At 61.6% G+C, this 22,475-nt stretch carries 19 protein-coding genes; 9 read left to right on the plus strand and 10 right to left on the minus strand.

The features are described from left to right. Nucleotides 1–17: 17 nt before the first annotated feature. The 6 genes from U5K31_02210 to U5K31_02235 form a co-directional block, all read right to left on the minus strand. Nucleotides 18–1,220, minus strand: a complete 1,203-nt coding sequence (locus U5K31_02210) for an acyl-CoA dehydrogenase (GenBank protein MDZ7771542.1) — start codon at nt 1,218–1,220, stop codon at nt 18–20. 674 nt (nt 1,221–1,894) lie between these two features. Then, on the minus strand, nt 1,895–3,082 hold the full coding sequence (locus tag U5K31_02215; protein ID MDZ7771543.1) for an acyl-CoA dehydrogenase family protein: 1,188 nt from the start codon (nt 3,080–3,082) through the stop codon (nt 1,895–1,897). 40 nt (nt 3,083–3,122) lie between these two features. Further along, complete coding sequence (locus tag U5K31_02220; protein MDZ7771544.1) at nt 3,123–3,425, minus strand: 4Fe-4S binding protein; 303 nt, start codon at nt 3,423–3,425, stop codon at nt 3,123–3,125. 12 nt (nt 3,426–3,437) lie between these two features. Further along, nucleotides 3,438–4,763 carry an FAD-dependent oxidoreductase gene (locus U5K31_02225; protein ID MDZ7771545.1) on the minus strand — a complete coding sequence of 442 codons (1,326 nt, stop codon included), beginning with the start codon at nt 4,761–4,763 and terminating at the stop codon, nt 3,438–3,440. Between the two features lie 62 nt (nt 4,764–4,825). Then, entirely contained in the window at nt 4,826–5,800 is a 975-nt protein-coding gene (locus tag U5K31_02230) for an electron transfer flavoprotein subunit alpha/FixB family protein (GenBank protein ID MDZ7771546.1), read from the minus strand. A gap of 49 nt (nt 5,801–5,849) precedes the next feature. Beyond that, a complete protein-coding gene (locus U5K31_02235) occupies nt 5,850–6,620 on the minus strand; it encodes an electron transfer flavoprotein subunit beta/FixA family protein (protein MDZ7771547.1) in 771 nt (256 codons plus the stop codon). Nucleotides 6,621–6,976: 356 nt separating this feature from the next. Here U5K31_02235 and U5K31_02240 point away from each other — a divergent pair, with 356 nt between their 5' ends. Beyond that, on the plus strand, nt 6,977–7,267 hold the full coding sequence (locus tag U5K31_02240) for a HigA family addiction module antitoxin (GenBank protein ID MDZ7771548.1): 291 nt from the start codon (nt 6,977–6,979) through the stop codon (nt 7,265–7,267). A 34-nt stretch (nt 7,268–7,301) separates the two neighbouring features. Here the strand turns inward: U5K31_02240 and U5K31_02245 are convergent, their stop codons facing one another. From U5K31_02245 to U5K31_02260, 4 genes are all read right to left on the minus strand, one after another. Continuing rightward, nucleotides 7,302–8,519, minus strand: a complete 1,218-nt coding sequence (locus tag U5K31_02245; protein MDZ7771549.1) for a PQQ-dependent sugar dehydrogenase — start codon at nt 8,517–8,519, stop codon at nt 7,302–7,304. Nucleotides 8,520–8,671: 152 nt separating this feature from the next. After that, complete coding sequence (locus U5K31_02250; protein MDZ7771550.1) at nt 8,672–10,834, minus strand: fibronectin type III domain-containing protein; 2,163 nt, start codon at nt 10,832–10,834, stop codon at nt 8,672–8,674. A 299-nt stretch (nt 10,835–11,133) separates the two neighbouring features. Beyond that, nucleotides 11,134–12,045, minus strand: coding sequence for a DUF4835 family protein (locus U5K31_02255; GenBank protein ID MDZ7771551.1), 912 nt, complete (start codon nt 12,043–12,045; stop codon nt 11,134–11,136). Then, the gene (locus tag U5K31_02260) at nt 12,032–12,226 is read right to left on the minus strand and encodes a DUF2283 domain-containing protein (GenBank protein MDZ7771552.1); all 195 of its coding nucleotides are present in this window, start codon (nt 12,224–12,226) and stop codon (nt 12,032–12,034) included. The genes U5K31_02255 and U5K31_02260 overlap by 14 nt, the downstream gene beginning before the upstream one ends. A 127-nt stretch (nt 12,227–12,353) precedes the next feature. Here U5K31_02260 and U5K31_02265 point away from each other — a divergent pair, with 127 nt between their 5' ends. The 8 genes from U5K31_02265 (at nt 12,354) to U5K31_02300 (ending at nt 22,416) form a co-directional block, all read left to right on the plus strand. Next, on the plus strand, nt 12,354–13,205 hold the full coding sequence (locus U5K31_02265; GenBank protein MDZ7771553.1) for a hypothetical protein: 852 nt from the start codon (nt 12,354–12,356) through the stop codon (nt 13,203–13,205). Nucleotides 13,206–13,248: 43 nt separating this feature from the next. Then, nucleotides 13,249–15,417 carry a helix-hairpin-helix domain-containing protein gene (locus U5K31_02270; protein MDZ7771554.1) on the plus strand — a complete coding sequence of 723 codons (2,169 nt, stop codon included), beginning with the start codon at nt 13,249–13,251 and terminating at the stop codon, nt 15,415–15,417. Nucleotides 15,418–15,468: 51 nt separating this feature from the next. After that, entirely contained in the window at nt 15,469–17,283 is a 1,815-nt protein-coding gene (locus U5K31_02275) for an SLC13 family permease (GenBank protein MDZ7771555.1), read from the plus strand. A 184-nt stretch (nt 17,284–17,467) separates the two neighbouring features. Then, complete coding sequence (gene cysQ / locus U5K31_02280) at nt 17,468–18,214, plus strand: 3'(2'),5'-bisphosphate nucleotidase CysQ (protein ID MDZ7771556.1); 747 nt, start codon at nt 17,468–17,470, stop codon at nt 18,212–18,214. A 62-nt stretch (nt 18,215–18,276) separates the two neighbouring features. Beyond that, nucleotides 18,277–18,792, plus strand: a complete 516-nt coding sequence (gene cysC, locus U5K31_02285) for an adenylyl-sulfate kinase (protein MDZ7771557.1) — start codon at nt 18,277–18,279, stop codon at nt 18,790–18,792. 104 nt (nt 18,793–18,896) lie between these two features. Then, complete coding sequence (gene cysD, locus U5K31_02290) at nt 18,897–19,802, plus strand: sulfate adenylyltransferase subunit CysD (protein ID MDZ7771558.1); 906 nt, start codon at nt 18,897–18,899, stop codon at nt 19,800–19,802. Between the two features lies 1 nt (nt 19,803). Further along, the gene (cysN, locus tag U5K31_02295; GenBank protein MDZ7771559.1) at nt 19,804–21,081 is read left to right on the plus strand and encodes a sulfate adenylyltransferase subunit CysN; all 1,278 of its coding nucleotides are present in this window, start codon (nt 19,804–19,806) and stop codon (nt 21,079–21,081) included. 201 nt (nt 21,082–21,282) lie between these two features. Next, nucleotides 21,283–22,416: a hypothetical protein gene (locus tag U5K31_02300; GenBank protein MDZ7771560.1), complete on the plus strand. Its 1,134-nt coding sequence runs from the start codon at nt 21,283–21,285 to the stop codon at nt 22,414–22,416. The last annotated feature ends 59 nt before the right edge of the window (nt 22,417–22,475 follow it).

The following is a 22,475-nucleotide window of genomic DNA, read 5'->3' on the forward strand; positions in this document are numbered from 1 at the left end:
TGACAATGGGAGGTGTTTCAGCCCTTGGGCACGAAGGCCTGGATGTCGGTCAGCTCGCGACCCAGGATCAGCCCGTGGATGTCATAGGTGCCTTCGTAGGTGTTCACCGATTCCAGGTTCATTACATGGTGGATGACCCGGTAGTCGCCGGTAATGCCGTTGGCGCCGTGCATGTCGCGGCTGGTGCGCGCGATTTCCAGTGCGGTGCCGCAGTTGTTGCGCTTGGCCAGGGAGACCATGGAGGGATGCTCGCGTCCCTCGTCCTTGAGCTTGCCCAGCCGCCAGGCGAGCAGCTGCATCTGGGTAATTTCGGTAAGCATGTTGGCCAGCTTGGTCTGAATAAGCTGCGTGGCGGCCAGGGGCTTGCCGAACTGGGTGCGTTCCATCACATACTGCCGCGCCCGCTGGTAGCAGAACTCGGCGGCGCCCACGGCGCCCCACACGATGCCGTATCGTGCGCTGTTGAGGCAGGTGAAGGGACCTTTCAGTCCGGTAACGTCGGGGAAAACGTTTTCGTCAGGCACGAAGACGTCCTCGAAAACCATCTCCCCGGTTTCGGAGGCGCGCAGGGACATCTTGTACTTGGTGGCCGGGGCGCTGTAGCCCTCCATGTCTTTCTCTACCAGGAAGCCCCTGATTTCGCCCTCGTCCTCCTTGTTCTCCTTGGCTTTGGCCCAGACCAATCCCATATCGGCGATGGGGGAGTTGGTGATCCACATCTTGGCACCGTTCAGGATCCATCCCCTGTCGGTCTTTACCGCAGTGGTTTTCATGGAACCGGGGTCCGAACCGTGGTCCGGTTCGGTCAGCCCGAAACAACCGATGATTTCGCCGGAAGCCAGTCGGGGCAGGAAACGCTCCTTTTGCTCCTCGGTACCGAAGACCTCGATGGGATGCATGACCAGGGATGACTGCACCGACATGAAGGAGCGGTAGCCCGAATCTACGCGCTCCACCTCGCGGGCGATGAGCCCGTAGGCGGTATGGCTGGCGCCCCCGCCCCCGTACCGGGGATCGATGGCCGCGCCCAGCAGTCCCAGCTCGCCCATTTCGGTGGCGATCTCCGGGTCGAAATACTCCTCCTGGTTGCCTTTCAGGGCACGGGGCTCCAGTTTGCTCTGGGCGTAGTCCCGCGCGGTCTCCATGATGAGGCGGTCTTCCTCGCCGAGTTCGGATTCGAAAAGAAAGGCGTCGTCGGGATTGAAGCGGTTGCTTGCCATGGTGTTTGTCGGGTCGGGTCTTTCTGGGGCAGATTAGGCTCTTAAGCGGGAAGGTAAGTCACAAAGTCGGAAAGTCATAAAGTCGGAAAGTCTGGAAGTCGGGAAGTCGGAAAGTCATAAAGTCGGAAAGTCGGAAAGTCACGAAGTCGGGAAGTCGGGAAGTCGGCGGTGGGTGGGGGGTAGGCCTGTTGGGTCCCAATTTCGGTCCTCTATTTTTGTGATTTTTTCACAAAAACCAAAGTGCCCACCTCCCTCCGGAGGGCTTAGGAGACGCTGGTGCCCGGCGGTGTTGTGATAAATTCACAAATTTCGATCATGGAAATTTGGCTGTTTTGCCCCCACCCCTTACCTAGTCTTCTTCCACCACAAATAGTTCAAACCCATCAAAATCCCGGCACAGAGGTTTTGATGCCTGTAGACTACCCAAAGAGGCACTTCACAACGTGGGGTGCTTCAGTACAAACCGCGCCGGGTTCGGGTTGCACAGGAATTCCTATCAGTGGGGACAGGCAGTGAGCTACAGACAGTGAGCTACGGGTAGAGGTTACGGGCTGAAAGCCATCAGGCGGTAGCTGCTGGCAGAAAGGGACAGGCTATAAATAACTCAACTTCAGCAAAAAAAAGACCCCCCGACTTCCAGACTTCACGACTTCCAGACTTATGAGACTTTGAGACTAATCAACGCCAAACTCACGGCGCAGCTCCCGCGCAATGATAATGCGCTGCACCTCGCTGGTGCCCTCGCCGATGGTCATCAGCTTGGCGTCGCGCAGGAAGCGCTCCACGTGGTACTCCTTGATGTATCCGTAGCCCCCGTGGATCTGCACGGCCTCGTCGGCGGCCTCCACCGCAAGTTCGGAGGCGAAAAGCTTGCCCATGGAAGCCTCCTTGGTGAAGGACTTGCCCTGGTCTTTCAGCCAGGCGGCGCGGTGTACCAGGAATCGGGCGGCGTCGATGCGCGTGGCCATGTCGGCCAGCTTGTTTTCGATGGACTGGAAGCGGCCGATGGCTTTGCCGAACTGCTTGCGCTCGTGGGCGTATTTCATCGACTCCTCCAGGGCGCCGCGGGCGATGCCCACCGATAGGGCGCCTATGCCGATGCGTCCCCCGTCCAGCACCTGCATGGTGTCCAGAAAACCCTCGCCCTCCCCGCCCAGCAGATTCTCCGCCGGCACCCGGACGTTCTCAAAATGCACTTCGGTGGTGTCGGAGGAGTTCATGCCCAGTTTCTCCATCTTGCCGCCCGGCTGTACGCCCTCGCGTTCGCGCTCGACGATGAAGGCGCTGATGCCCTTGGAGCGCTTTTCGGGATCGGTCTTGGCCAGCACCACATAGAGGTCGCCCACCGAACCCTGGGTGATAAAAATCTTCGATCCGTTGATCACCCATTCGTCGCCCTCGCGCACCGCGGTGGTCTTCATGCCGGAGGCGTCGCTCCCGGAGCCCGGTTCGGTCAGGCACCAGCCCGCCAGCTTCTCGCCGCGCGCCAGGGGCGTCAGGAAGCGCTTCTTCTGTTCGGGCGTGCCGGCCAGGGCGATGTGCCCGGATCCCAGGGAGGTATGGGAGGCGAGCGTAAGGGCCAGAGAGGCGTCCCATCGGGCGATCTCCTCCAGGGCCAGGCAGAAGGTGACGGTGTCCACGCCGCCTCCCCCGTACTTCTCGGGGTGGGGCATGCCCATCAGGTTCTGTTCGGCCAGCATCGTCACGAGATCGTGGGGAAACTCCTTGGAAGCGTCGCGCTCCTTGACGCCAGGTGCGACGTGGCGCTCCACAAAATCGCGAACGCTGTCGCGTATAAGCTGCTGGTCTTCGGAAAGGGAGAAACTGAGGGCGGTACGGGAGGAAGTTGACGCTTGGTCCATGGAAAAAATTAAGGGATTTGAGAAGAGTAGAGGCCGGGTTTCAGCCGTAGTTCCAGGTGACGCCCCGGCCAATTTCGGGATCGGGGTAGTTCCAGCTCACCGCGCCCTGATCGCAGGCGTACATGCAGGTGCCGCACTCGATGCAGTCCTCCACCTGGAAATGGACCTGCCCCTCCTCGTCCATCGTGTAGCAGTTGGCCGGGCAGACGTAGGTGGTGCACTTGTGCGGGCAGACCGAGTTGCAGATGGAGGTGTCCACCTCGATGTGCGGCTTGATCTCGGACTTCGACTGGTTGCGGTAGCTTACCAGTCCCAGTTGTTCGGTGAGTTTAAGCAGTTTCATGGCGGTAAATTCTTAGAGTGACTTCGCTCCCCGGATCCCCAGCTTGAACAGGTCCCACCAGGAGGAATGTTCCCGCACGGCGTCGGCCATCATCTTCCGCGACTTGCGGGTGGGGGAGTTGTCGATGGTGAAAAAGCTGCGCCCGAAGTCGCAGACCAGGTTAGGCACGTCGCTGAACATCTCGGGGGCGTGCAGCATGTGTACGGCGTCCTGGAAACTGTTGATGTCTTTCATAACGTAGCTGTCGTCCAGGGCGCTGCGGTAGGCGCTCATGGCCTGCTCGCCGTAATCGTCCTTCTCCTTGGCCTTCACGATGGTCTCGGCGGCCAGGATGCCTGAGCGCATGGCAAAATCCATGCCCTGGATGGCCTTGCCGGCGTTCAGCAGCAGGTTGGCGGCCTCCCCGCAGACCAGCAGTCCCCCGGTGTAGAGCTTGCGGGGCATCACGCGCTTGTCGCCCGAGCTCACCACGTGGGCGGAGTACTCCACCACCTCGCCGCCGCGCAGCATGTCGGCGACGGCGGGATGGGATTTAAAATGGTTCAGTATGTCATAGGGTTTCTGCTCCTTCTCGCGCAGGTCCTTCAGACCCAGCACCAGTCCCACGCTCACCGTCTCGCGGTTGGTGTAGAGGAAGCCGCCCCCCTCCACGCCGTTGGTGGCGTAGCCCAGGAATTCGTTGGACATGCCGCTGCGTCCGTTCAGCTGGAAGCGGTCCTCCAGCACCGACTGCTCGAAGCGGATCACCTCCTTGATGCCCGTCAGCATATGGTCAGCCGGCACGTAGTCGTCCTGCAGGCCCACCTGGCGGGTGAGCAGGTTGTTGACCCCCTCGGCGATGATCACGCTGTCGGCATGGAACTCCTCCTCGCCGGTGCGGATGCCGGTGGCGCGGCCGCCTTCCATGAGCACCTCGTCCACCTTGATGTTGGTGGCGATGAAGGAGTCCATGGGATGCGCGCTGTCGGCGATGGCCTCCTCCACCTTGCCCGCCAGCCAGCGGTCGAACTTCGAGCGCAGCACCACCACCCCGGAGTAGGGGGGCTCGTTGAAGTGGGAGGACTTGAAATCCACCGAAAAGGCGGACTCCCCGTCCATAAACGTCAGGCGGCGGTGGTTGATGAAGCGCTCCCATCCGCCGTCCTCCTCCTTCCAGTACTCAGGCACCAGCCGGTCCAGGTCGTGTCCCCAGAGCACCCCGCCGGAGACGTTCTTGGAGCCGGCGAACTCGCCCTTCTCGATGAGAAGGAATTTCATGTCGCTGCGGGCCAGTTCCATGGCGGCGGCCAGTCCGGCCACCCCGGCTCCCACGATGATGCAGTCGAATTTTTCGTCCATGGTCGGATGTCTGGATTAGGCCGGGGCCATGCGCCCGCCGGCCGGAGTGCGGGGGAGGCCGCTCAGCCCCGGATTTTGCGGATCTTCTCGATGAAGGGGGGCAGCACCTCGTAGAGGTCGCCCACGATGCCGTAGTCGGCGATGTCGAAGATGGGGGCGTCGGGGTCCTTGTTGATGGCCACGATCACCTTGGAGTTGGCCATGCCGGCCACGTGCTGGATGGCGCCCGATATGCCCACAGCGATGTAGAGCTGCGGGGAGACCACCTTGCCGGTCTGCCCGATCTGCAGGCTGGGATCCATGACGCCCGCCTCGGTGAGGGCCCGGGAGGCCCCGATGCCGGCGTTCAGGGCGGAGGCCAGCTCCTCGATCAGCTTTTGGCCCTTCTCGTCCTTGGTGCCGCGTCCGGCGGCCACGATGGTTTCGGCCTCGGACAGGTCGACCTTGTCGCCGGAGGCGCCGATGATTTCGCGCAGCTCGGCGCGCAGCTCCGAGTCGTCGAAGGAGAAGTCCACCGAAACCGTTTCGGCCTCTGCCGGCGACTCCGCCAGATCGTAGGAGCCGGAGCGCACCGACACCAGGATGGTGTCGCCGGTGGCGACGGTATCGGAGAGGATCTTGGCGGCCATCACGGGACGGCGTGCGGTAACCTCCTCCCCGTCCAGTTCAAATTCGGAGACGTCGGGCAGCACGGAGGCGCCTGTGGCGGCGGCCAGGGCACCCAGGATGTCCTTGGTGCCTTCCGTGGAGGCGAAGCCGAAGAGACGGGGCTTGGCCTGTTCCACCACCTTGACCAGGGCCCGCAGGGCGGGCGCGTTAAGGTGCTTCTCGAAAATGGGGTCCTCCACCAGGTAGATTCTGGAGGCGCCGTATGTGCTTACCTGGTCAGTAAATTGGGAGGCATTCGGGTGAAAAATCACCGCCTCGTTGTCGTGTCCTCCGGCCTCGGCCAGCTCGTTCATGCGGGAGAGCACTTCCAGTGAGGCGCGCTTGACCTTGCCGTCGGCAATGGAGATGTGGGTCAGTAGGGAACTCATGAATGCGGGTGGTTCGGTTGTCAGATAATTTCTTGTGCAAGTCGTGGTGTCAGAGGACGTTCTCCTCCTCGTCCAGCAGTACGGCCACCTTGCGGGCCAGCTCGTCGGGCTCGCCCTCAAACTTCTGTCCGGGTTCGCGTCCCGGCTTCTCGCGGTAGCCGGTTACCCGGGTGCGCGGGGTGAGATCCTCCTCGTCCAGTCCAAGGGAAGAAAGCTCGACCGATTCCACCGGCTTGCGCTTGGACTGCATGATGCCCTTGAGGCTGGGGATGCGCGGCTCGTTCATGTCGTTGGAGCAGGTCACCAGGCAGGGGGCGGGGAGGGCGATGATCTCCTGTCCACTGTCGCCCTGGCGGGTGACCACCAGCTTGCCGTCCTCGCTGGCCAGTCCCACTGCGTTGGTGGCGTAGGGAAGGTCCAGCTTCTGGGCCAGCATGCCGCCCGTCAGTCCTGCGTCTGTGTCCTGGGACTGCTTGCCGCAGGCGATGACGTCGTACTGCTTGTCGGAGAAGTAAGCTGCCAGGATGTTGGCGTAGGTGGCCGAATCAAAGTCTTCCTCCCCCGTAGTCTCAATGTGAACGGCCTTGTCGGCGCCCATGGCCAGCGCCTTGCGAATGGTTTCGGAAGCCTTGGCGGGTCCCACGAGCACCACCTCCACTTCGCCGCCGTGCTCTTCGGTGAGCACGAGGGCTTCCTCCACGGCGGAGGCGTCGTAGGCGTTCAGGATCATGCGGTCGGTGTCCTGGATCAGCTCGCCCTCCTTGATCTGCAGGGGGGCGTCCACGTCGGGCACCATTTTAATGCATACGTAGTACTTCATGCGGAAGCTGCTTTATTCGTTGAAATTCTGCTGGCCTGAGGGCGGTCCAATATACAAAGCTCACGAATAAAATGAGAACCCATGGAGGGGCCGATCAGCTATGCCTCAGGCGGTAAATGCTCCCGTCGAACGCTCAGGACTTGCGTAAGGATTTCGTCACTCTGGAGACCTATGTATTACATGCGTTATAATAGTTAAGGAAAAATGAAGTTGCATGATTACCGTTAAAGTATTAAACTTATTGAAATGATCAGAACATTCGGTGACAAAACAACCGAAGACCTGATTTAAATGGATAGACTCGGACGCCTTCGAGGTATCACTCGTAGATTATCATAAATAATGACTTTCCCGCTATGTTACCCAAGAATAGGACAAGCACACATCCCGGTGTCGTTTTATTTGAAGAATTCCTAAATCCATTGGATATAACACAGCAAAAATTGTCAGATCACCTGGGCATCCCTATACAACGGATTAATGAAATAGTGAACGGTAAGCGCGGAATTTCCCCGGAAACTGCATGGCTTCTGGCCGGAGCATTCCAAACAACGCCCGAGTTCTGGATGAATCTCCAGGCCAATTACGACCTCACAAAACATCGTCCGGACAGGGAGATCCAACCATTGGAAAGTCTCGATAACTGACGTTCGTGAATTGAACAGTCCGCGGAGGGGCCGATCACCTATGCCTCAGGCGGTAAATGCTGCCGTCGAAGGCGCAGATGTAGAGCTCGTTGTCGGCGTCCACGCCGAAGGAGGATATGTTGAGGTCGGAATCGATGAGCAGGTGGTTCTCGGGGTTATCGGAATCAGACAGGTCCAGCGCCCAGATGCGCCCCGAAATAAAATCGGCGTAGATGTAGTATCCCTCCAGGGCCGGTAGATCCTCCCCGCGATAGACGTAGCCGCCGGTCACCGAGCCGTTGCCGCCGTTGTGGGCGTACTCCCAGATCGGCGGGGTCAGTCCCGCCTGATCGCAGTTTTGCGAGCCGTAGCAGTGGTTCCCCTCCATGATGTTCCAGCCGTAGTTCCCGCCGCTTTCGATGAGGTCGATCTCCTCGTAGCGGGACTGTCCCACATCTCCAGCGATGAGGCGCCCCGTCTCGGCATCAAAGGAAAAGCGCCAGGGATTGCGCAGCCCCCAGGCGTAGATTTCCTCCCGGTAGCCCTGCTCGTTGCCCACGAAGGGATTGCGGGAGGCGATGGCGTAGTTTCGTCCCTCTTCTGCGCCGTCGACGTCGATGCGCAGGATGCTGCCCAGAAGGGTGGTGCGGTCCTGGCCGTTGCCGCGCGGATCGCCCCCGGAGCCCCCGTCGCCCAGGGCGATGTAGAGCAAGCCGTCGGGTCCGAAGGTCAGCTGCCCCCCGTTGTGATTACTGAAGGGCTGGGCGTAGGAGAGGATTTCCAATTCGCTGGAGGGATTCGCGACGTCCGGGTCGGATGAAACCGTGAACCGGCTGTTGACGCTCCGGGCGGGAGAGGCGGCCGTGTAGTTGACGTAGAAGTATCCGTTGGAGGTGTAGTCGGGGTGGAAGGCCAGGCCCAGCAGTCCCTCCTCGCCTCCGGAATCGTCCACCTTCCCGCGGAGATCCAGGAACAGCCGGCTGGAGGAGGTTCCCGGATCGTTTTCAAAGACCCGGATGGTGCCCCTCTGCTCCACCACGAACAGCCTGCCGGAGCCGTCCCCGGCGTCGGTCAGCAAGACGGGCCGGTTGAAGGAGAGCCCGGGGAAAGCGTTCTCCAGTACGTAGGCATCCGGGTCGAATTCCCCGGGCGGCGGATTGCCGTTGCCGTTGTCGTCCATGGAGACGCTGTCGCTGCAAGCGGAAAGCAGGAGCAGAAGGCAGGAGAGTAAGGGCAGAGTGAGGCCGCGGAGGTGGTGGACTTGCTCCTTCATTATTCGGCCGGACATTTGGGTTACTTGACGGACCTTTCCGTGATCAATGGCTTATTCTTATAACCGGATCCGGTCTGCCAGCATTCGCCCCGCCCGATAGTTCCACCGGGTGTTGTTCCTATCTGAGCGCTGGAGACGTGACAGGCATGCCGTCACTGGTCGACCGTCACCTGGTCAATCTGGTTGCCGCTGTCGTCTATGACGCGCATGCGAATCTGGGAACCCTCCACCTCCACCAGGATGAAATGGTGCACCTGGGCGGTTTTGGCGAAATAGGAATAGGGCTCGCTGGGCTCAATGGCCACCCCCCAGGCGCCGTCTCCCATATAGGTAATGCCGTCCGAGCTCTGAACGCCTCCCTTAAGGGGCACCGTGCGCTTGTAGTTGTGATTGTGGTTCTCGAAGGCTACCCGTACCCCGTACTGCTCGAAAAGCGGCACCCAGTGCTGGCGCACCAGCTGATTGGTGATTTCGTCCTGGCGACGGGAGGGATAGGCGCCTACGTGGTAGAGGGGAAAGAGGTGCCGCCCGTCCTGACGGCTGGCCAGCGCATTCTCCAGCCATGCAGCCTGCTGGCCGTCCGGCGGATTGGTGTGGTTGGAATCGAGGAAGATCAGGCTCATATAGTCGCCGAAGTCGAGTACCCCGTAGCCCGGCTGCCCGGGAAAGGCCATAAGGGAGTAGAAGAAGGGCGCAAGGTCAGCACGGACTGCGTTGGTCTGCTCATACCCTGGATGTCGCCCCACAAAAGCACCTTTGACTTCGTGGTTGCCAATAGCGGCCAGGTGGGGTATGACGCGGTTCCCGGCGGTAATCATGTTCTCGCTCCACACCTCCAGGTAGTCGTACCATCGGCCAGCATAGAATGGATTGCCGTTGGCATAGGCCAGGTCGCCGCCCAGCATGACGAAGTCGAGATTGTACTGTGCTGCAACCTGGGCTGTCTGACTCATCCATTGGGTGGTGTGCATGACATCCCCTGCGGCCGCAAAACGTATGGTGCGGCTTTGCTGGGAGGGGAGGGTTCGAAAGGTGTAGACATCACGGCCGGTAAAGCGGAATTCATAGGTGGTGTTGGGAAGTAATCCCGTGATCTCATGTCTCCGAATGACCCGTTCCGAACCTGGGAAATCGCTTACCTTGCCCTGCACCGTATTCCACTGACTGTCGCCCTTCCGCCTGTACTGCATCCATTGTTCGGCGACGTCGTCCGTGTGCCAGTCGATGGTCATGGTGGTGGTGGGGTCACGTTGCCAGGATAACAGAAAGGAATAGGGATCGGAGGGGTTGTCGGTGGTAAAACTGAAATCGCTGCCATAAGCCGTAGCAACCTCGTTGGTGGCGTAGGCTCTAACGTAATAGGTGGATGCGGGATCCAGGTAGCTCATGGAAACCACGAAGGATCCTGTACCTAAACCACTCTGGGAACAGTTATCCGCGAGGGTGGGTCCCGGACTCTTGCTCCAGCATACCCCGCGTTCGGTTACCTCCGCTCCTCCGTCACTGACCACGTCGCCCCCGCTTTTCGCAATAAAAGACTGGATGTTGGAAACAAAGGAAGTTTTAACCGTCGGAGGTTTCTCGATGAAGGAAAAGACGGCCGTAACTGAAAGAGAGTCATCGATGACCAGCGAATCGGGATTGGCGTTGCCCTCCAGGTCGCCTTCCCAGCGGTTGAATTGCCATCCCTTTTCGGGAACTGCCGTAAGGGTGACGCTGTCAAAATGCTTGTAAATTAACTGGTCGGGCGATCGTTGTATAGTGCCCATTCCTTCAATGGTGGTCGAGAAGGGATACTCCTGCAATTCGAAGACGGCAGTGACCGATTGATTATTCACCACTGTCAGGGAAACAGGATTGGTATCACCTTGAAGATCGCCTTCCCAGTGGTCGAAACGCCATCCTTCATTCGGTGTAGCTGTAAGCTGCACGCGTGTGCCATGTTCGTATGTAGAGTCTCCAGCCACCACCTGCTCATCCACGGTTCCTTCCCCCTGCGTTGCGACCTTCAGGGAATAGGTTTTCAGGGCAAAGACTGCGCCTACCTCCATATTGCTGGAGATCTCCACCGCCTGCGGATTGCGAGTTCCCTCCAGATCGCCTTCCCAGTGATCGAATATGTAATCACCGGAAGGCCTTGCGTGAAACACCAGTTCAATGCCTTCGTCGTATCCGCCGGGCATCGGCTCTACGATGCCGCCCTCAGCCGGAGTGACGGAGGTATCCAGCGTGTAGACTTCCACCTTGGTACAGGTCAGGAGTCCTGTCAGGAACAATAATAGAAGGGTAATGAAAAGTAAGCGCTGTGCGTGCATGTGGCACCAGACTTGATTGAATGGAGTCGTCAGACTGCCATCAGAAGATGATTTCTCTCCCTCATAGTACGAGTGTCCAAAATGGATGGCGTACCCGGCAAGTCATCTTCATATACTCTCGCCTTCAAACGGCGGCGTATTTTACAGTGCAAAAATTCAAACTAATTTTAGAAAAATACGCGTAAAAGAAAAGAAAAGTATTGAAATTCTAATGAGCGACATAGTACAAGCCAATCCTGGCCCGGAAGAGTGCTGCCGGGTCTTAATACCTGTTGGAGGCGTTTGTAAACCTGATTTGTCTACCGGTTCAACCGCTCGTAGGTGCCCAGGTGCCCAGGGTCGAGTTCGGAAAGCAGCTGGTAGGCTTCCCGGCGCACCTGGGCGCTGCCGTCCTCGAAGACGGAGGCCAGTTCGCGGTATTTGGCGGTGAAAAAGAGATCGAAGAGCAGGTCGCCCGTGGTGGACGAGCTGTTCTCCTGCAAGGTGCGCAGGGCCTGCAGGACCGACCGGCGCGCCTCCTCCGGCTCATCCAGGAAGCGGTCGATTCCCAGCCTGTGATAGCGGTAGAGAGCCTCCCGGAAGCTTCGGTAGGAGGGATTGAGCAGGTTGGTCACGATCTGCGCGCGGTTGCGCTGCGAGCCACTTCGCTCCCAGCCCGGAGAATCGCCCGACTGGGCGAGTGAGACCAGGTTCTGGGCCTGCGAGTAGTGGTCGCTGCCGCCCAGCTCCTCAAAAGTATCGTAATCGAGTCCCAGCAACAGGTAGGCGTAGAAATCTAGCAGGGTGGTGAGGGGATCAAAGCGAAGCTCGTCGTGGATCAGTGTACGGTTGGGCATATAGCGGAAGGTCCAGTTCTGGTCGTTGAACAGCAGCACCGTGGTACTCTGCAGGGAGTTGTAGATGGGGCGCTGGGAGCGGACCACCAGGTTGGCGTCGAAGTTGTAGTCGTTGTCCACGCCCAGCAGGGTGATCTGCAGGGTGACTTCAATGCGTTCCCGCGGCTCGTAGTCGGCCGCGATCCAGTCAGTGTCGTTCAGGTATTGCTCAATTTCGGAGGGCAGGTTATCCAGGTAGTCGGTGGAGCCGCTGGTGATGCTGCTGTAATCCAGGTCTACCGATACCTCCAACTCCTGGCCGGAGGCCTGCTGCGCCGCCGTCAGGTACAGCAGCGGGAGGAAAAGAAGCAGGTATTTCAGCTTATTCCACTTCATGAACGAGGGCGGCTGGGTGGTTGATTTTTGTTGATGCTTCCAGAAACTCCATACCCACAATGTAGCCCCGGGTGTCATAGTCAAAAATGACACCGGGACGCTGCTCCTCACTTTCTGCGATTTCCTCACCCGAAAAGCGAAGGTAAAGTACGTCGTTATCAGAGTCGAAATTAACCTTCATACTTGTCAATTTTTGAAGTTTTGTACGCGGTAACGACCAAATTAGGGCTTTTGCAGATGTTAAAAAAACCAAGGTTGTAATGACGAGGCCCTGTGCGGGTCTACCGTTAACAAAAGAGACCTGAATCGTGCATGCCTTACATCCCCATATTTCCTTCCTGCGCATGGCCCTCATCTGGCTGCCGGTATTTCTGCTTGCGGTTCCGCTTTTCCCGGCGCGGGCCCAGGCCGTGATCGGCGCCCGGCAGGTTGCGCTGGGTGGCGCGGCGAGCGCCCTGCCCGGACAGCGCTGGTCTCCCTTCTCCAATCCCGCCCTCGCGCCCTCCGACCGTCCTTCCCTGGCCTTTTTTGCCATGCGTTACTACGGTTTTCACGAACTCACCGACGCGGCGGCGGTGGTGCACCTGCCCACAGGAGCCGGCACCTGGTCGGCCGGCGGGTGGCACTACGGATTTGAACTCTACCGGGAGCTGCAGCTGCGCTTATCCTGGAGCCTGCGTCTCGGCGCCCTGCACCTGGGGGTGGCGGCAGCCGGCCACCGGGTCTCCCTGGGAGGGGGCTACGGATCGCAGGATGCGTGGAGCCTCGATGCCGGCCTGGCTGCCGAGCTGGCACCCGGACTGATGCTGGGGGCGCGGGCCGCCAACCTCTCCCGCTCTGCCTGGCGCACCGGGGGAGGGAGCGGCGACCCCCTGCACCGCGACCTGGCGGCAGGCGTCTCCTGGCGTATGGCGCCCTCAACCCTGCTGATGATTGACCTGGTCAAGGAGACCCGCGACCCGCCCTTTCTGCGGGGCGGCCTGGAAGTAACCCTGCTGCCGGGGCTGTACCTCCGCTGCGGGGCCGACGCGCGTTCCGGGTCGCTGTCCGGGGGACTGGCCTACCAGACGCGCCGCTTCGGCGTCGACCTGGCCATGCAGCGTCACCCGGACCCGTTGCTGGGCCTGAGCCCGGGCATGGACCTTTACCTGCGCTTGTGAGGTGCCCGTGCGACCCGCTACCATCCTTTCACACCTTGCTTTGATGGCTCTATGGGCCCTGCTGCCTGCCCTGCCGTCGGCAGCCGCCGTCCCTGCCGTCGCGCCCCCGGTGCTCCTGCAGCATCCCCCTGATACGGTGCAAAGGATCCCGCCCGACCTGCAGGGGCACCTGGAGCAGGCGCTGGGCGAAGAGGAGACGGGGGAGGCGGGCGAGGTCCTCGCCGAGGCGCTGCAGCGCCTGGTCGAAAACCCCGTGAACCTGAACACGGCCGACCTGTGGACCCTCCTGCAGGTGCCGGGCATGAACCTGCGCCTGGCCCAGGCGGTGCTCGACCACCGCGCACGATCAAAGCCTTTCGAAACGGTGGATGAGCTTGACGAGGTGTCCGGCATCGGTCCGGTAACGCTTGAGCGCTTCCGACCTTTCATTACCGTGGGGGAGGGGCCCGATCTTCGCAGGCTGCTGCTGGGCAGTCCACGCTATTGGACCGCCGGCGGACGCCTGGAGATGATCTCCCGTTACCGGCAGGTGCTGGAACCCAGCGAGGGCTATCTTCGCGCGCCCGGCGAGGGGGGCTACGGAGGCGGACCTGTCCAGCTCTACCAGCGCCTGCGCTACGCGGGCGACCATCTGTCGGCCGGCCTGCTGCTGGAAAAGGACCCGGGCGAGCCCCTGCCCGGCGTCGCGGATTTCGACTACCGTTCCTGGCACCTGGGCGTGCACGATGCGGGCCGGCTCCGGGACCTGGTGGCCGGCGACTACGGACTCTCCTTCGGTCAGGGACTGGTGCTCTGGAACGGGGGACTCTCCCGCAAGGGCGCCGAGGTGGTGGGGGCGCCGGTGCGCACGGGCGGGGGCATTCGTCCCTACACCTCTTCGGGGGAGGGCGGCGCGATGCGGGGCGCGGCCCTCACCTGGGGAGGACGCCTGCAGGCCACCGCCTTCTATTCCAGCAGGCGCCATACCGCCTCCGCGCGGGACTCAACGACCGCCGGTCCGCCACAGTCCGCCGGCTACCACCGCACGTCCACCGAAAGGGCGAACCGCGGCCGTCTGGGACGGCAGGTCTACGGGGGACGATTGCAGTGGCACGTTCCCGGGGGTATCATGGGCGTTACCGTCTATGGACTGCGCTACGACCGGGCGGTAGACCCGGGGGATGCGCCCTGGCAGCGCGACCGTTTCCGGGGCCGTCGGCATGCGGTGGCCGGGCTGGACGCCTCCTTTTCTGTAGGACCCGCCCTGCTTTTCGGGGAGGCTGCCCGCAGCGCCAATGGAGGCTGGGGCCTGGCGGCCGGCGTGGAGGGCCGGTTGGACGCCGCCACGGAGCTCTCGGCCCTCTACCGCAACTACGACCCCGCCTTTCAGTCGCCCCTGGGCGGGGGCTTCGGGGAGGGATCGGCCTCCCGCAACGAGGAGGGACTCTACCTGGGACTCTCCCACCGCCCGGCGCGGGGCGTGGAGCTGAGGGGCTACCTCGACCTGTACCGCTTTCCGGCTCCCCGTTTTTCGGTACGTCGGCCGTCCGGGGGACGCGAGTGGCTGGCGCGCCTGCACTACCGATGGGGAAGCGAAGACGAGATCTATCTGCAGCTTCGCAGCAGCCGAAGCCTCCAGGAGTATACCGGCGAGGATGCCGCCGGCAGGGAGGTGCGGCTGCCGGGCACCGCCCACCGCGCCACGCTGCGCCTCCACCTGCAGGTGCGCGCCCACCCCGCCGTGCGCCTGCGCACCCGCTTGGAACTGTCCCATGGCCGCTCCCCGGGAGAAGGTCCCCCGCCCCGCGACCCCGACCTCGGACCCCCCTCCCCCGACTTATCGACTTCCAGACTTTCCGACTTCCCGACTTCTGGACTTTATGACTTTATAGACTTAAAAGCGGGCTTTTTGTTATATCAAGATGTGCGCGTGACGCCGGCGCCGTGGCTGACGCTAGACCTTCGTTATACCCTCTTCGAGGCGCCGGACTGGGAGAACCGCCTCTACCAGTTCGAGAACAACCTGCTCTACGTGCTTTCCAACCAGCTGCTGTACGGCAGCGGCACGCGCTGGTACCTGCTGGCGCACCTGCGTCCGGCCGCTTTCCTGGACCTCTGGGCGCGGGTGGGGCGCACCGTCTACGAAGACCGCCGCGAGGTGGGAAGCGGACTCGACCGCATCGCGGGGCCCCGCCGCACCGACCTCGGCGTGCAGCTCAGGCTGAAATTTTGAAATTAGCCAGAGGGCTGTAAATTATGTTTCCCTTCAAAACCGGCTTATTTCATGGGAATTGACCAACTGATCATATTCGGCGTGCTCTTCCTGGCCTTTGTTGCCATGGCGGCGGACCTGTGGAGTCCGGATGCGGTGTTGCTCACCGCCCTGGCCGTGGTGGTGGTGGCCGGGATCATCGAGCTGGAGGAGGCTTTCCTGGGCTTCGGCAACACCACGCTGCTCGCCCTGGGCTGTCTCTATGTGGTGGCTGCGGCCCTGAGAGACAGCGGCGCGCTCGACCTGGCCAGCGAGTTTATCCTGGGCCAGAAAACCCGCAACGTGCGCAACATACTGCTGCGTCTCTGTCCCAGCGTCTCCCTCTATTCGGCCTTCCTTAACAATACGCCGGTGGTGGCCATGGGCATTCCCGCCATCCGGAGCTGGTCGCTGAAGAACCGCGTGCCGGCCTCCAAGCTGCTCATCCCGCTCTCCTACGCGGCCATCCTGGGCGGGCTCTGCACCCTCATCGGCACCAGCACCAACCTGATCACCCACGGCCTGCTTCAGAGCCACGGCTACCCCGGATTCACCTTCTTCGAGCTGGCCTGGCTGGGTGTGCCCTGCGCCGTGGCGGGCCTGATCTACCTGGTACTGGTCTCTCCCAAACTGACGCCGGCCCGCAGGGACATCCGCTACGAGGAGGAGCGCATTCGCGAACTGCTGGTGGAGCTGGAAGTGACGCCTTCATCGCCCATCATCGGCAAAAAGGTACGGGAGGCGGGGCTGCAGGAGCTGCCCGGCTTCTACCTCTCCCGCATCAACCGCAACGGGCGGGAGATTGCCCCGGTGCCCGACGATGTGGCGCTGCGAAGCGGGGACCACCTGTTATACGCCGCCAAAGGGGGCATCGCGGCGCAGGTGCCGGACCTGGGCGGCTATCCGGGTCTTCGCCTGGCCCTGCAGCCGCCGCGGGACATCAACCGGGACGACAAGATCGACCGTGAGCTTCACCAGGTGGTGATCAAGGAGGGCTCCCGCCTGGCGGGATATACCATCGAGGAGGCCAAGCTGCTGGAACGCTTCGGTGCGGCCGTCACGGGCGTGCGTCGCAGGGGCAAACGGGTGGAGCAGCCCCTGGGCAAGTTTGAATTGCATCTCGGGGACGTGCTGCTGCTGGATACAGGACGCGGCTTCCGGGGCGCTTACGAGGATACGGAGGATTTCTTCCTGACGAGCGAGGCGGGCGGAGAGGCCCCGGGAGTGAGCGAAAGCAGGATGGAGCAGCGGCCGGGCGGGAAGGACCTCTACCTGTCGGCCGGAGTGCTGGCAGGCATCGTGCTGGTGGTCATCCTGGGATGGATGCACATTGCGCTGGCCGGCATTCTGGGCGTAGCCCTGTTGCTGGCCTTCAACGTCATCGAGGCGGGGGAGGCCAGAAAGTCGGTGGACTGGACCGTGCTTATTGTCATCGGGGCGGCGCTGGGACTCGGAAGGGCCATGGAGGTGAGCGGCGCGGCCGCCCTGGTCGGGGAGGGACTGGTGCAGCTCACCCTCGACTACGGTCCCTACACCGTCTTTGCCGGCGTGGTGCTTGCCACCGCCGTTACCACCGAAATCATCACCAACAACGGGGCCGTGGCGCTGATGTTTCCCGTGGTGCTCTCGCTGTCGGAAATGCAGGGGCTGGACCCGCGCGGGCTGATTATCGCCATGACCCTGGCGGCCTCCATGTCGCTGCTCACGCCCATCGGCTACCAGACCAACCTGATGGTCTACGGGCCGGGCAACTACCGCTTTACCGACTTTTTCAAGGTGGGCTTCCCCCTGCAGCTTATCCTCTGGACCGTAATAATTGTGCTCGGTCCCCTTCTCTGGCCCCTCTGAGGACCCGTCCCGAACGTATTTCCGGTTTGAATACCGGCGCCGGAGTCCTATTTTTGGTTCCGAAAATCCGGGTCGCCCGCCAGGGCCGACAGGCCGCGCCGGGAGACGCCGCCGTCTGTCGGTTAGCACGAAAATAAGGCGCACGGACCGGACGAACACTCACTTCCAGAATCCAACTCGATTTATGCTCGACAGCATCATCTCCGCAGCCCGGGAGGCCGGCGAGGCCATCCTTCAGTACTACCAGGGAGAGACCGAAGTGTATACCAAGGAGGACCAGACGCCCCTTACCCAGGCCGACCTGGCCGCCCAGCGCATCATTGTGAAGCGCCTGGAAACCGTCGACCCCGACACCCCTGTCATCGCCGAGGAGTCGGGCGTGCCCGACTTCGGCGAGCGCAAAGACTGGACCCGCTTCTGGCTGGTGGATCCCCTGGACGGCACCAAGGAGTTCATCAAAAAGAACGGGGAGTTCACCGTGAACATCGCCCTCATCGAGGAGGGCGTGCCCGTGCTGGGGGTGGTCTACCTGCCCGCCAAGGAGATTCTCTACTGCGCCACCCGGGAGGAGGGGGCCTGGAAGTCGGAGAAGGGAGGCAGGCGCTACCGCATTCATTCTCAAAAAGCCGATACGAGCAAGCCTCTCAAGGTGGTGGAGAGCCGCTCCCACCGCTCGGAGGAGCAGGACCACATGCTGGCCGAGCGCGGCATCACCGTGGGCGAATCGGTGGCCGCCGGAAGCTCCCTCAAGTTCTGCCTGGTAGCCGAGGGGGCGGCGGACATCTACCCGCGCATGGGTCCAACCATGGAATGGGATGTGGCCGCCGGCGACGCGGTCTGGCGCTGGTCCGCCGACAACGGCCCGCACGACTCCCCCTTCACCTACAACAAACCCGACCTCCGCAACGGACCCTTTATCATAGGCCTTTAGACCACCGACTTCCCGACTTCAAGACTCTTCGACTTATCAGACTTAACAGACTTTAAGACTTTATGACTTTTAAACCGACTGTGCTGTGGTTTACCGGCCTCTCCGGCTCCGGCAAGAGCACCATCTCCGAAGAGGTCTTCCGCATCCTCAAGGAAGAGGGGCACCGCGTGGAGCACCTGGACGGGGACGCCGTGCGGGACATCTTTCCCAAGACGGGCTTCAGCCGCTCCGAGCGCAACGAGCACATTCGCCGCGTGGGTTTTCTGGCCAGCCGGCTGCAGGCCCACGACGTGACGGTGGTCTGCTCCTTTATCTCACCCTACCGCGAGTCGAGGGACTTCGTGCGCGACCTCTGCGGGGATTTCACCGAAGTGTGGATCTCCACTCCCCTGGAGGTGTGCGAGGCGCGCGACGTGAAGGGCCTCTACGAGAAGGCCCGCAAAGGGGAGATAGATAACTTCACCGGAATCTCCGATCCCTACGAGCAGCCCGAAAATCCCGAGCTGGAGATCGACACCACCGACATCGACGTGGAGGAGGCCGTGCAGCGGGTGCTCGACTATCTGAAAAACCGATGAGCAGCAACCGATGAACGGCGGGTATGGCACCGCAATCCCGCGTGGTCATTGTCGGCAATAATGGTTAGTTTTGTCAGCTTTCTGATTAACACGCCCTAGACGCAATGAAGCAATACACCCTGAGCCATATACGGCAGCTGGAAGCCGAGGCCATCTACGTCATGAGAGAAGTGGCCGCGCAGTTCGAGAACCCTGTACTGATGTTCTCGGGCGGCAAGGACTCCATCACCATGGCGCGGCTGGCGCGCAAGGCCTTCTGGCCGGCCAAAATTCCTTTCCCCTTTCTGCATGTGGACACCGGACACAACTTCCCGGAAACCATTGAATTCCGCGACCGGCTCCTGGAGGAGCTGGATGTGGAGCTGATCGTGGCCAGCGTGCAGGAGTCCATCGACCAGGGACGCGTGCAGGAGGAGAACGGTCCCAATGCCTCCCGCAACAAGCTGCAGACCACCACGCTGCTGGACGCCCTCGAGGAGCACGGCTTCGACGCCGCCTTCGGCGGGGCCCGGCGCGACGAGGAGAAGGCCCGCGCCAAGGAGCGCTTCTTTTCCCACCGCGACGAATTCGGGCAGTGGGACCCCAAGAACCAGCGTCCCGAGCTGTGGCACCTCTACAACGGCCGCCGCAACGGGGGCGAGCACTTCCGCGTCTTCCCTCTGAGCAACTGGACCGAAATGGACGTGTGGCAGTATATCGCGGCCGAGGACCTCGACATTCCCCCCATCTACCTCTCCCACGAGCGCGAGGTGGTCGAACGCGAGGGCGTGCTGCTGGCCAAATCGCCCCATATCTCCCTGCTGGACGGGGAGTCCTATGAGACCCGCCAGGTTCGCTTCCGCACCATCGGCGACATGACCTGCACGGGCGCCTTCGAATCGGAGGCCTCCACCATCACCGAAATCATCGACGAAGTGGCCTCCGCCCGCATCACCGAGCGGGGCAACCGGGCGGACGACAAACGCTCGGAGGCGGCCATGGAAGAACGCAAGAAACTGGGATACTTCTGACATGAGCGCGAGCAGCACCAGCGATACTTACCTGGACATGGACCTGCTGCGGTTCACCACCGCCGGCAGCGTGGACGACGGCAAGAGCACCCTCATCGGCCGCCTCCTCTACGACTCCAAATCGATTTTCGACGACCAGATGGAGGCCATCGAGGAGTCCTCCCGCCGTAAAGGCGATGAGTACACCAACCTGGCGCTGCTTACCGACGGGCTGTCGGCCGAGCGCGAGCAGGGCATCACCATCGACGTGGCCTACCGCTACTTCTCCACGCCCCGCCGCAAGTTCATCATCGCCGACACGCCTGGACACGTGCAGTACACCCGCAACATGGTGACCGGCGCCTCCACGGCCAACCTGGCCATTATATTGGTGGACGCCCGCAACGGGGTGGTGGAGCAGACCTGCCGCCACGCCTTCATCGCCTCCCTGCTGCAGATCAAGCACATCGTCTTCTGCGTGAACAAGATGGACCTGGTGGACTTCAGCGAGGAGCGTTTCGAGGAGATCAAGGAGCAGTTCAGAACCTTCAGCTCCAAGCTGGACGTGCCCGACATCCACTACATCCCCATCAGCGCCCTCTACGGCGACAACGTGGTGGATAAGTCCGACAACACCCCCTGGTACGACGGCGCCACGCTGCTCTATACCCTGGAAAACGTGCAGGTGGACAGCGACTACAACCATGTGGACTGCCGCTTCCCCGTGCAGTGGGTGATCCGGCCGCAGTCCAACGAACACCCCGACTACCGCGGATACGCCGGCAAGGTGGCCGGCGGGGTCTTCAAGCCGGGCGACGAGGTGATGGCGCTGCCCTCCGGCTTCACCTCCCATATCCGGGCAGTGGAGACTTTTGAGCGGGAAGAGGAGGAGGTCTACCAGCCCATGTCGGTCTCCATGACCCTGGAGAACGACATCGACGTGAGCCGGGGCGACATGATCGTCAAGCCCGACAACCAGCCCGAAGTGGGACAGGACATCGATCTTATGGTCTGCTGGCTCAACAAGAAGCCCCTGCAGCCGGGCGGCAAGTACGCCATCAAGCACACCACGCGTGAGGCGCGCTGCATCATCAAAGAGGTCAAGTACAAGGTGGACATCAACACCCTCCACCGGGTGGAGGGCGACCGGGAGATCGGCCTCAACGACATCGGACGCATCCGCATCCGCAGCACGCAGCCCCTTTTCTACGACGCCTACAAGCGCAACCGCTCCACCGGCAGCCTGATCATTATGGACGAGTTCACCAACGAGACGGTGGGCGCAGGCATGATTCTGTAGGTCTTCCGAGGCCCCTGCCGCGGGGCGGGGAGAATTTGCCATTAAAAGTCACCCTAATTATCCTTATCATTTTGGCTGCCGCGGGTTGCCCTGCGTCATCCAGATACACGAACGGTAACCGCAATACCCACGAGCCTGAGCGAGCAGCAACCACATAACAATCCGGAGGCCGGTTCCGACGGGGGGGAGGAGACGCCCCGCATGCCGGAGTACCGGCTCATCCCCGTGGATGAGAAGGACGAGCAGGATGCCGTCAATATGATAGACCTGCTGCGCTCCTTCCGCGACCACAAAAGCCTGGTAAAACGCATTCTGAGCATCTCGCTTCTGCTGGGCGTTTTCTTTGCCCTGGTCAGCACCACCGAATTCCAGACCAACGCCGAGCTCATGCCCGAAATGCAGGAGAGTTCCGGCAGCGGGGCGGGCGCGCTGCTGCAACAGTACGGGGGGGCGCTGGGTCTGGGCGGCCTGCAGGGCATGGTGTCGCAGGAGGACGAGGGACAGATTCCCCCCGAGGTCTACCCGCGCATCGTGCAGAGTCTGACCTTCAGCCACAAGTTGCTGAACAGCCGGATCACCTTCGCCGAGCCCGACACCACGCTCCAGCTCTTTGACTATTTTGACCGGTACTATAAGCTCTCCCCCATGGAATGGATCCTCCGCAACACCGTGGGGGTGCCCGGGCGCATCATGCGGTCGCTCTCCGACCAGCAGCTCCCCAGCCATATACGCGAGCGGCTGGAGGAAGAGAACCTGGAGCATCTCACCTACGACCAGTACAAGGCGCTGCAGAAAATTCAGGGCCGCGTCTACGTCACCCTGAACCCGGAAACCGGCATTCTGGTGGTCTCGGCCGAGCTGCCGGATGCGGCGGCCTCCGCCCAGCTCTGCAAGATCGCCATCGAGATGCTTACGGATTATCTGAAGGATTACCGCACCCAGAAGGCGCGGCAGGACCTGCAGTTTCAAACCGAACAGGTGCGCCTGGCCGAGGAGCGCTTCGACTCCACACAGCAGGCCTGGACCAACTATCTGGACCAGAATCTGAATCCCGCTACCAACTCCGCCCAGGCGCGGCAGCAGCGCCTGAGGGCGGAATACGACCTGGCCTACGAGCTCTATACCACCGCCTCCCAGCAACAGGCTGAAGCCCGCAGGGAACTGCAGGAGCAGACGCCCGTTTTCAAGGTGATCCAGGAGGCCAGCGTGCCGATGGAGCCCAGCAAGCCGCGCAGGGTGCTGACCGTGATCACCTTCCTGGTAGTGGGCGCCGTCACCGCCTACCTCTACATCAGCATCCGCCGCATTTACGATGAGATCCGCTCCAAGATGTAGACCCCGGCCCCAGCCGACTGCCCCAGCGGACGTGCCGGGTCCGTACGCCCCCATGTTGA

This window comes from Balneolaceae bacterium (assembly GCA_034521445.1).
In the GTDB taxonomy this organism is placed as follows: domain Bacteria; phylum Bacteroidota; class Rhodothermia; order Balneolales; family Balneolaceae; genus JAXHMM01.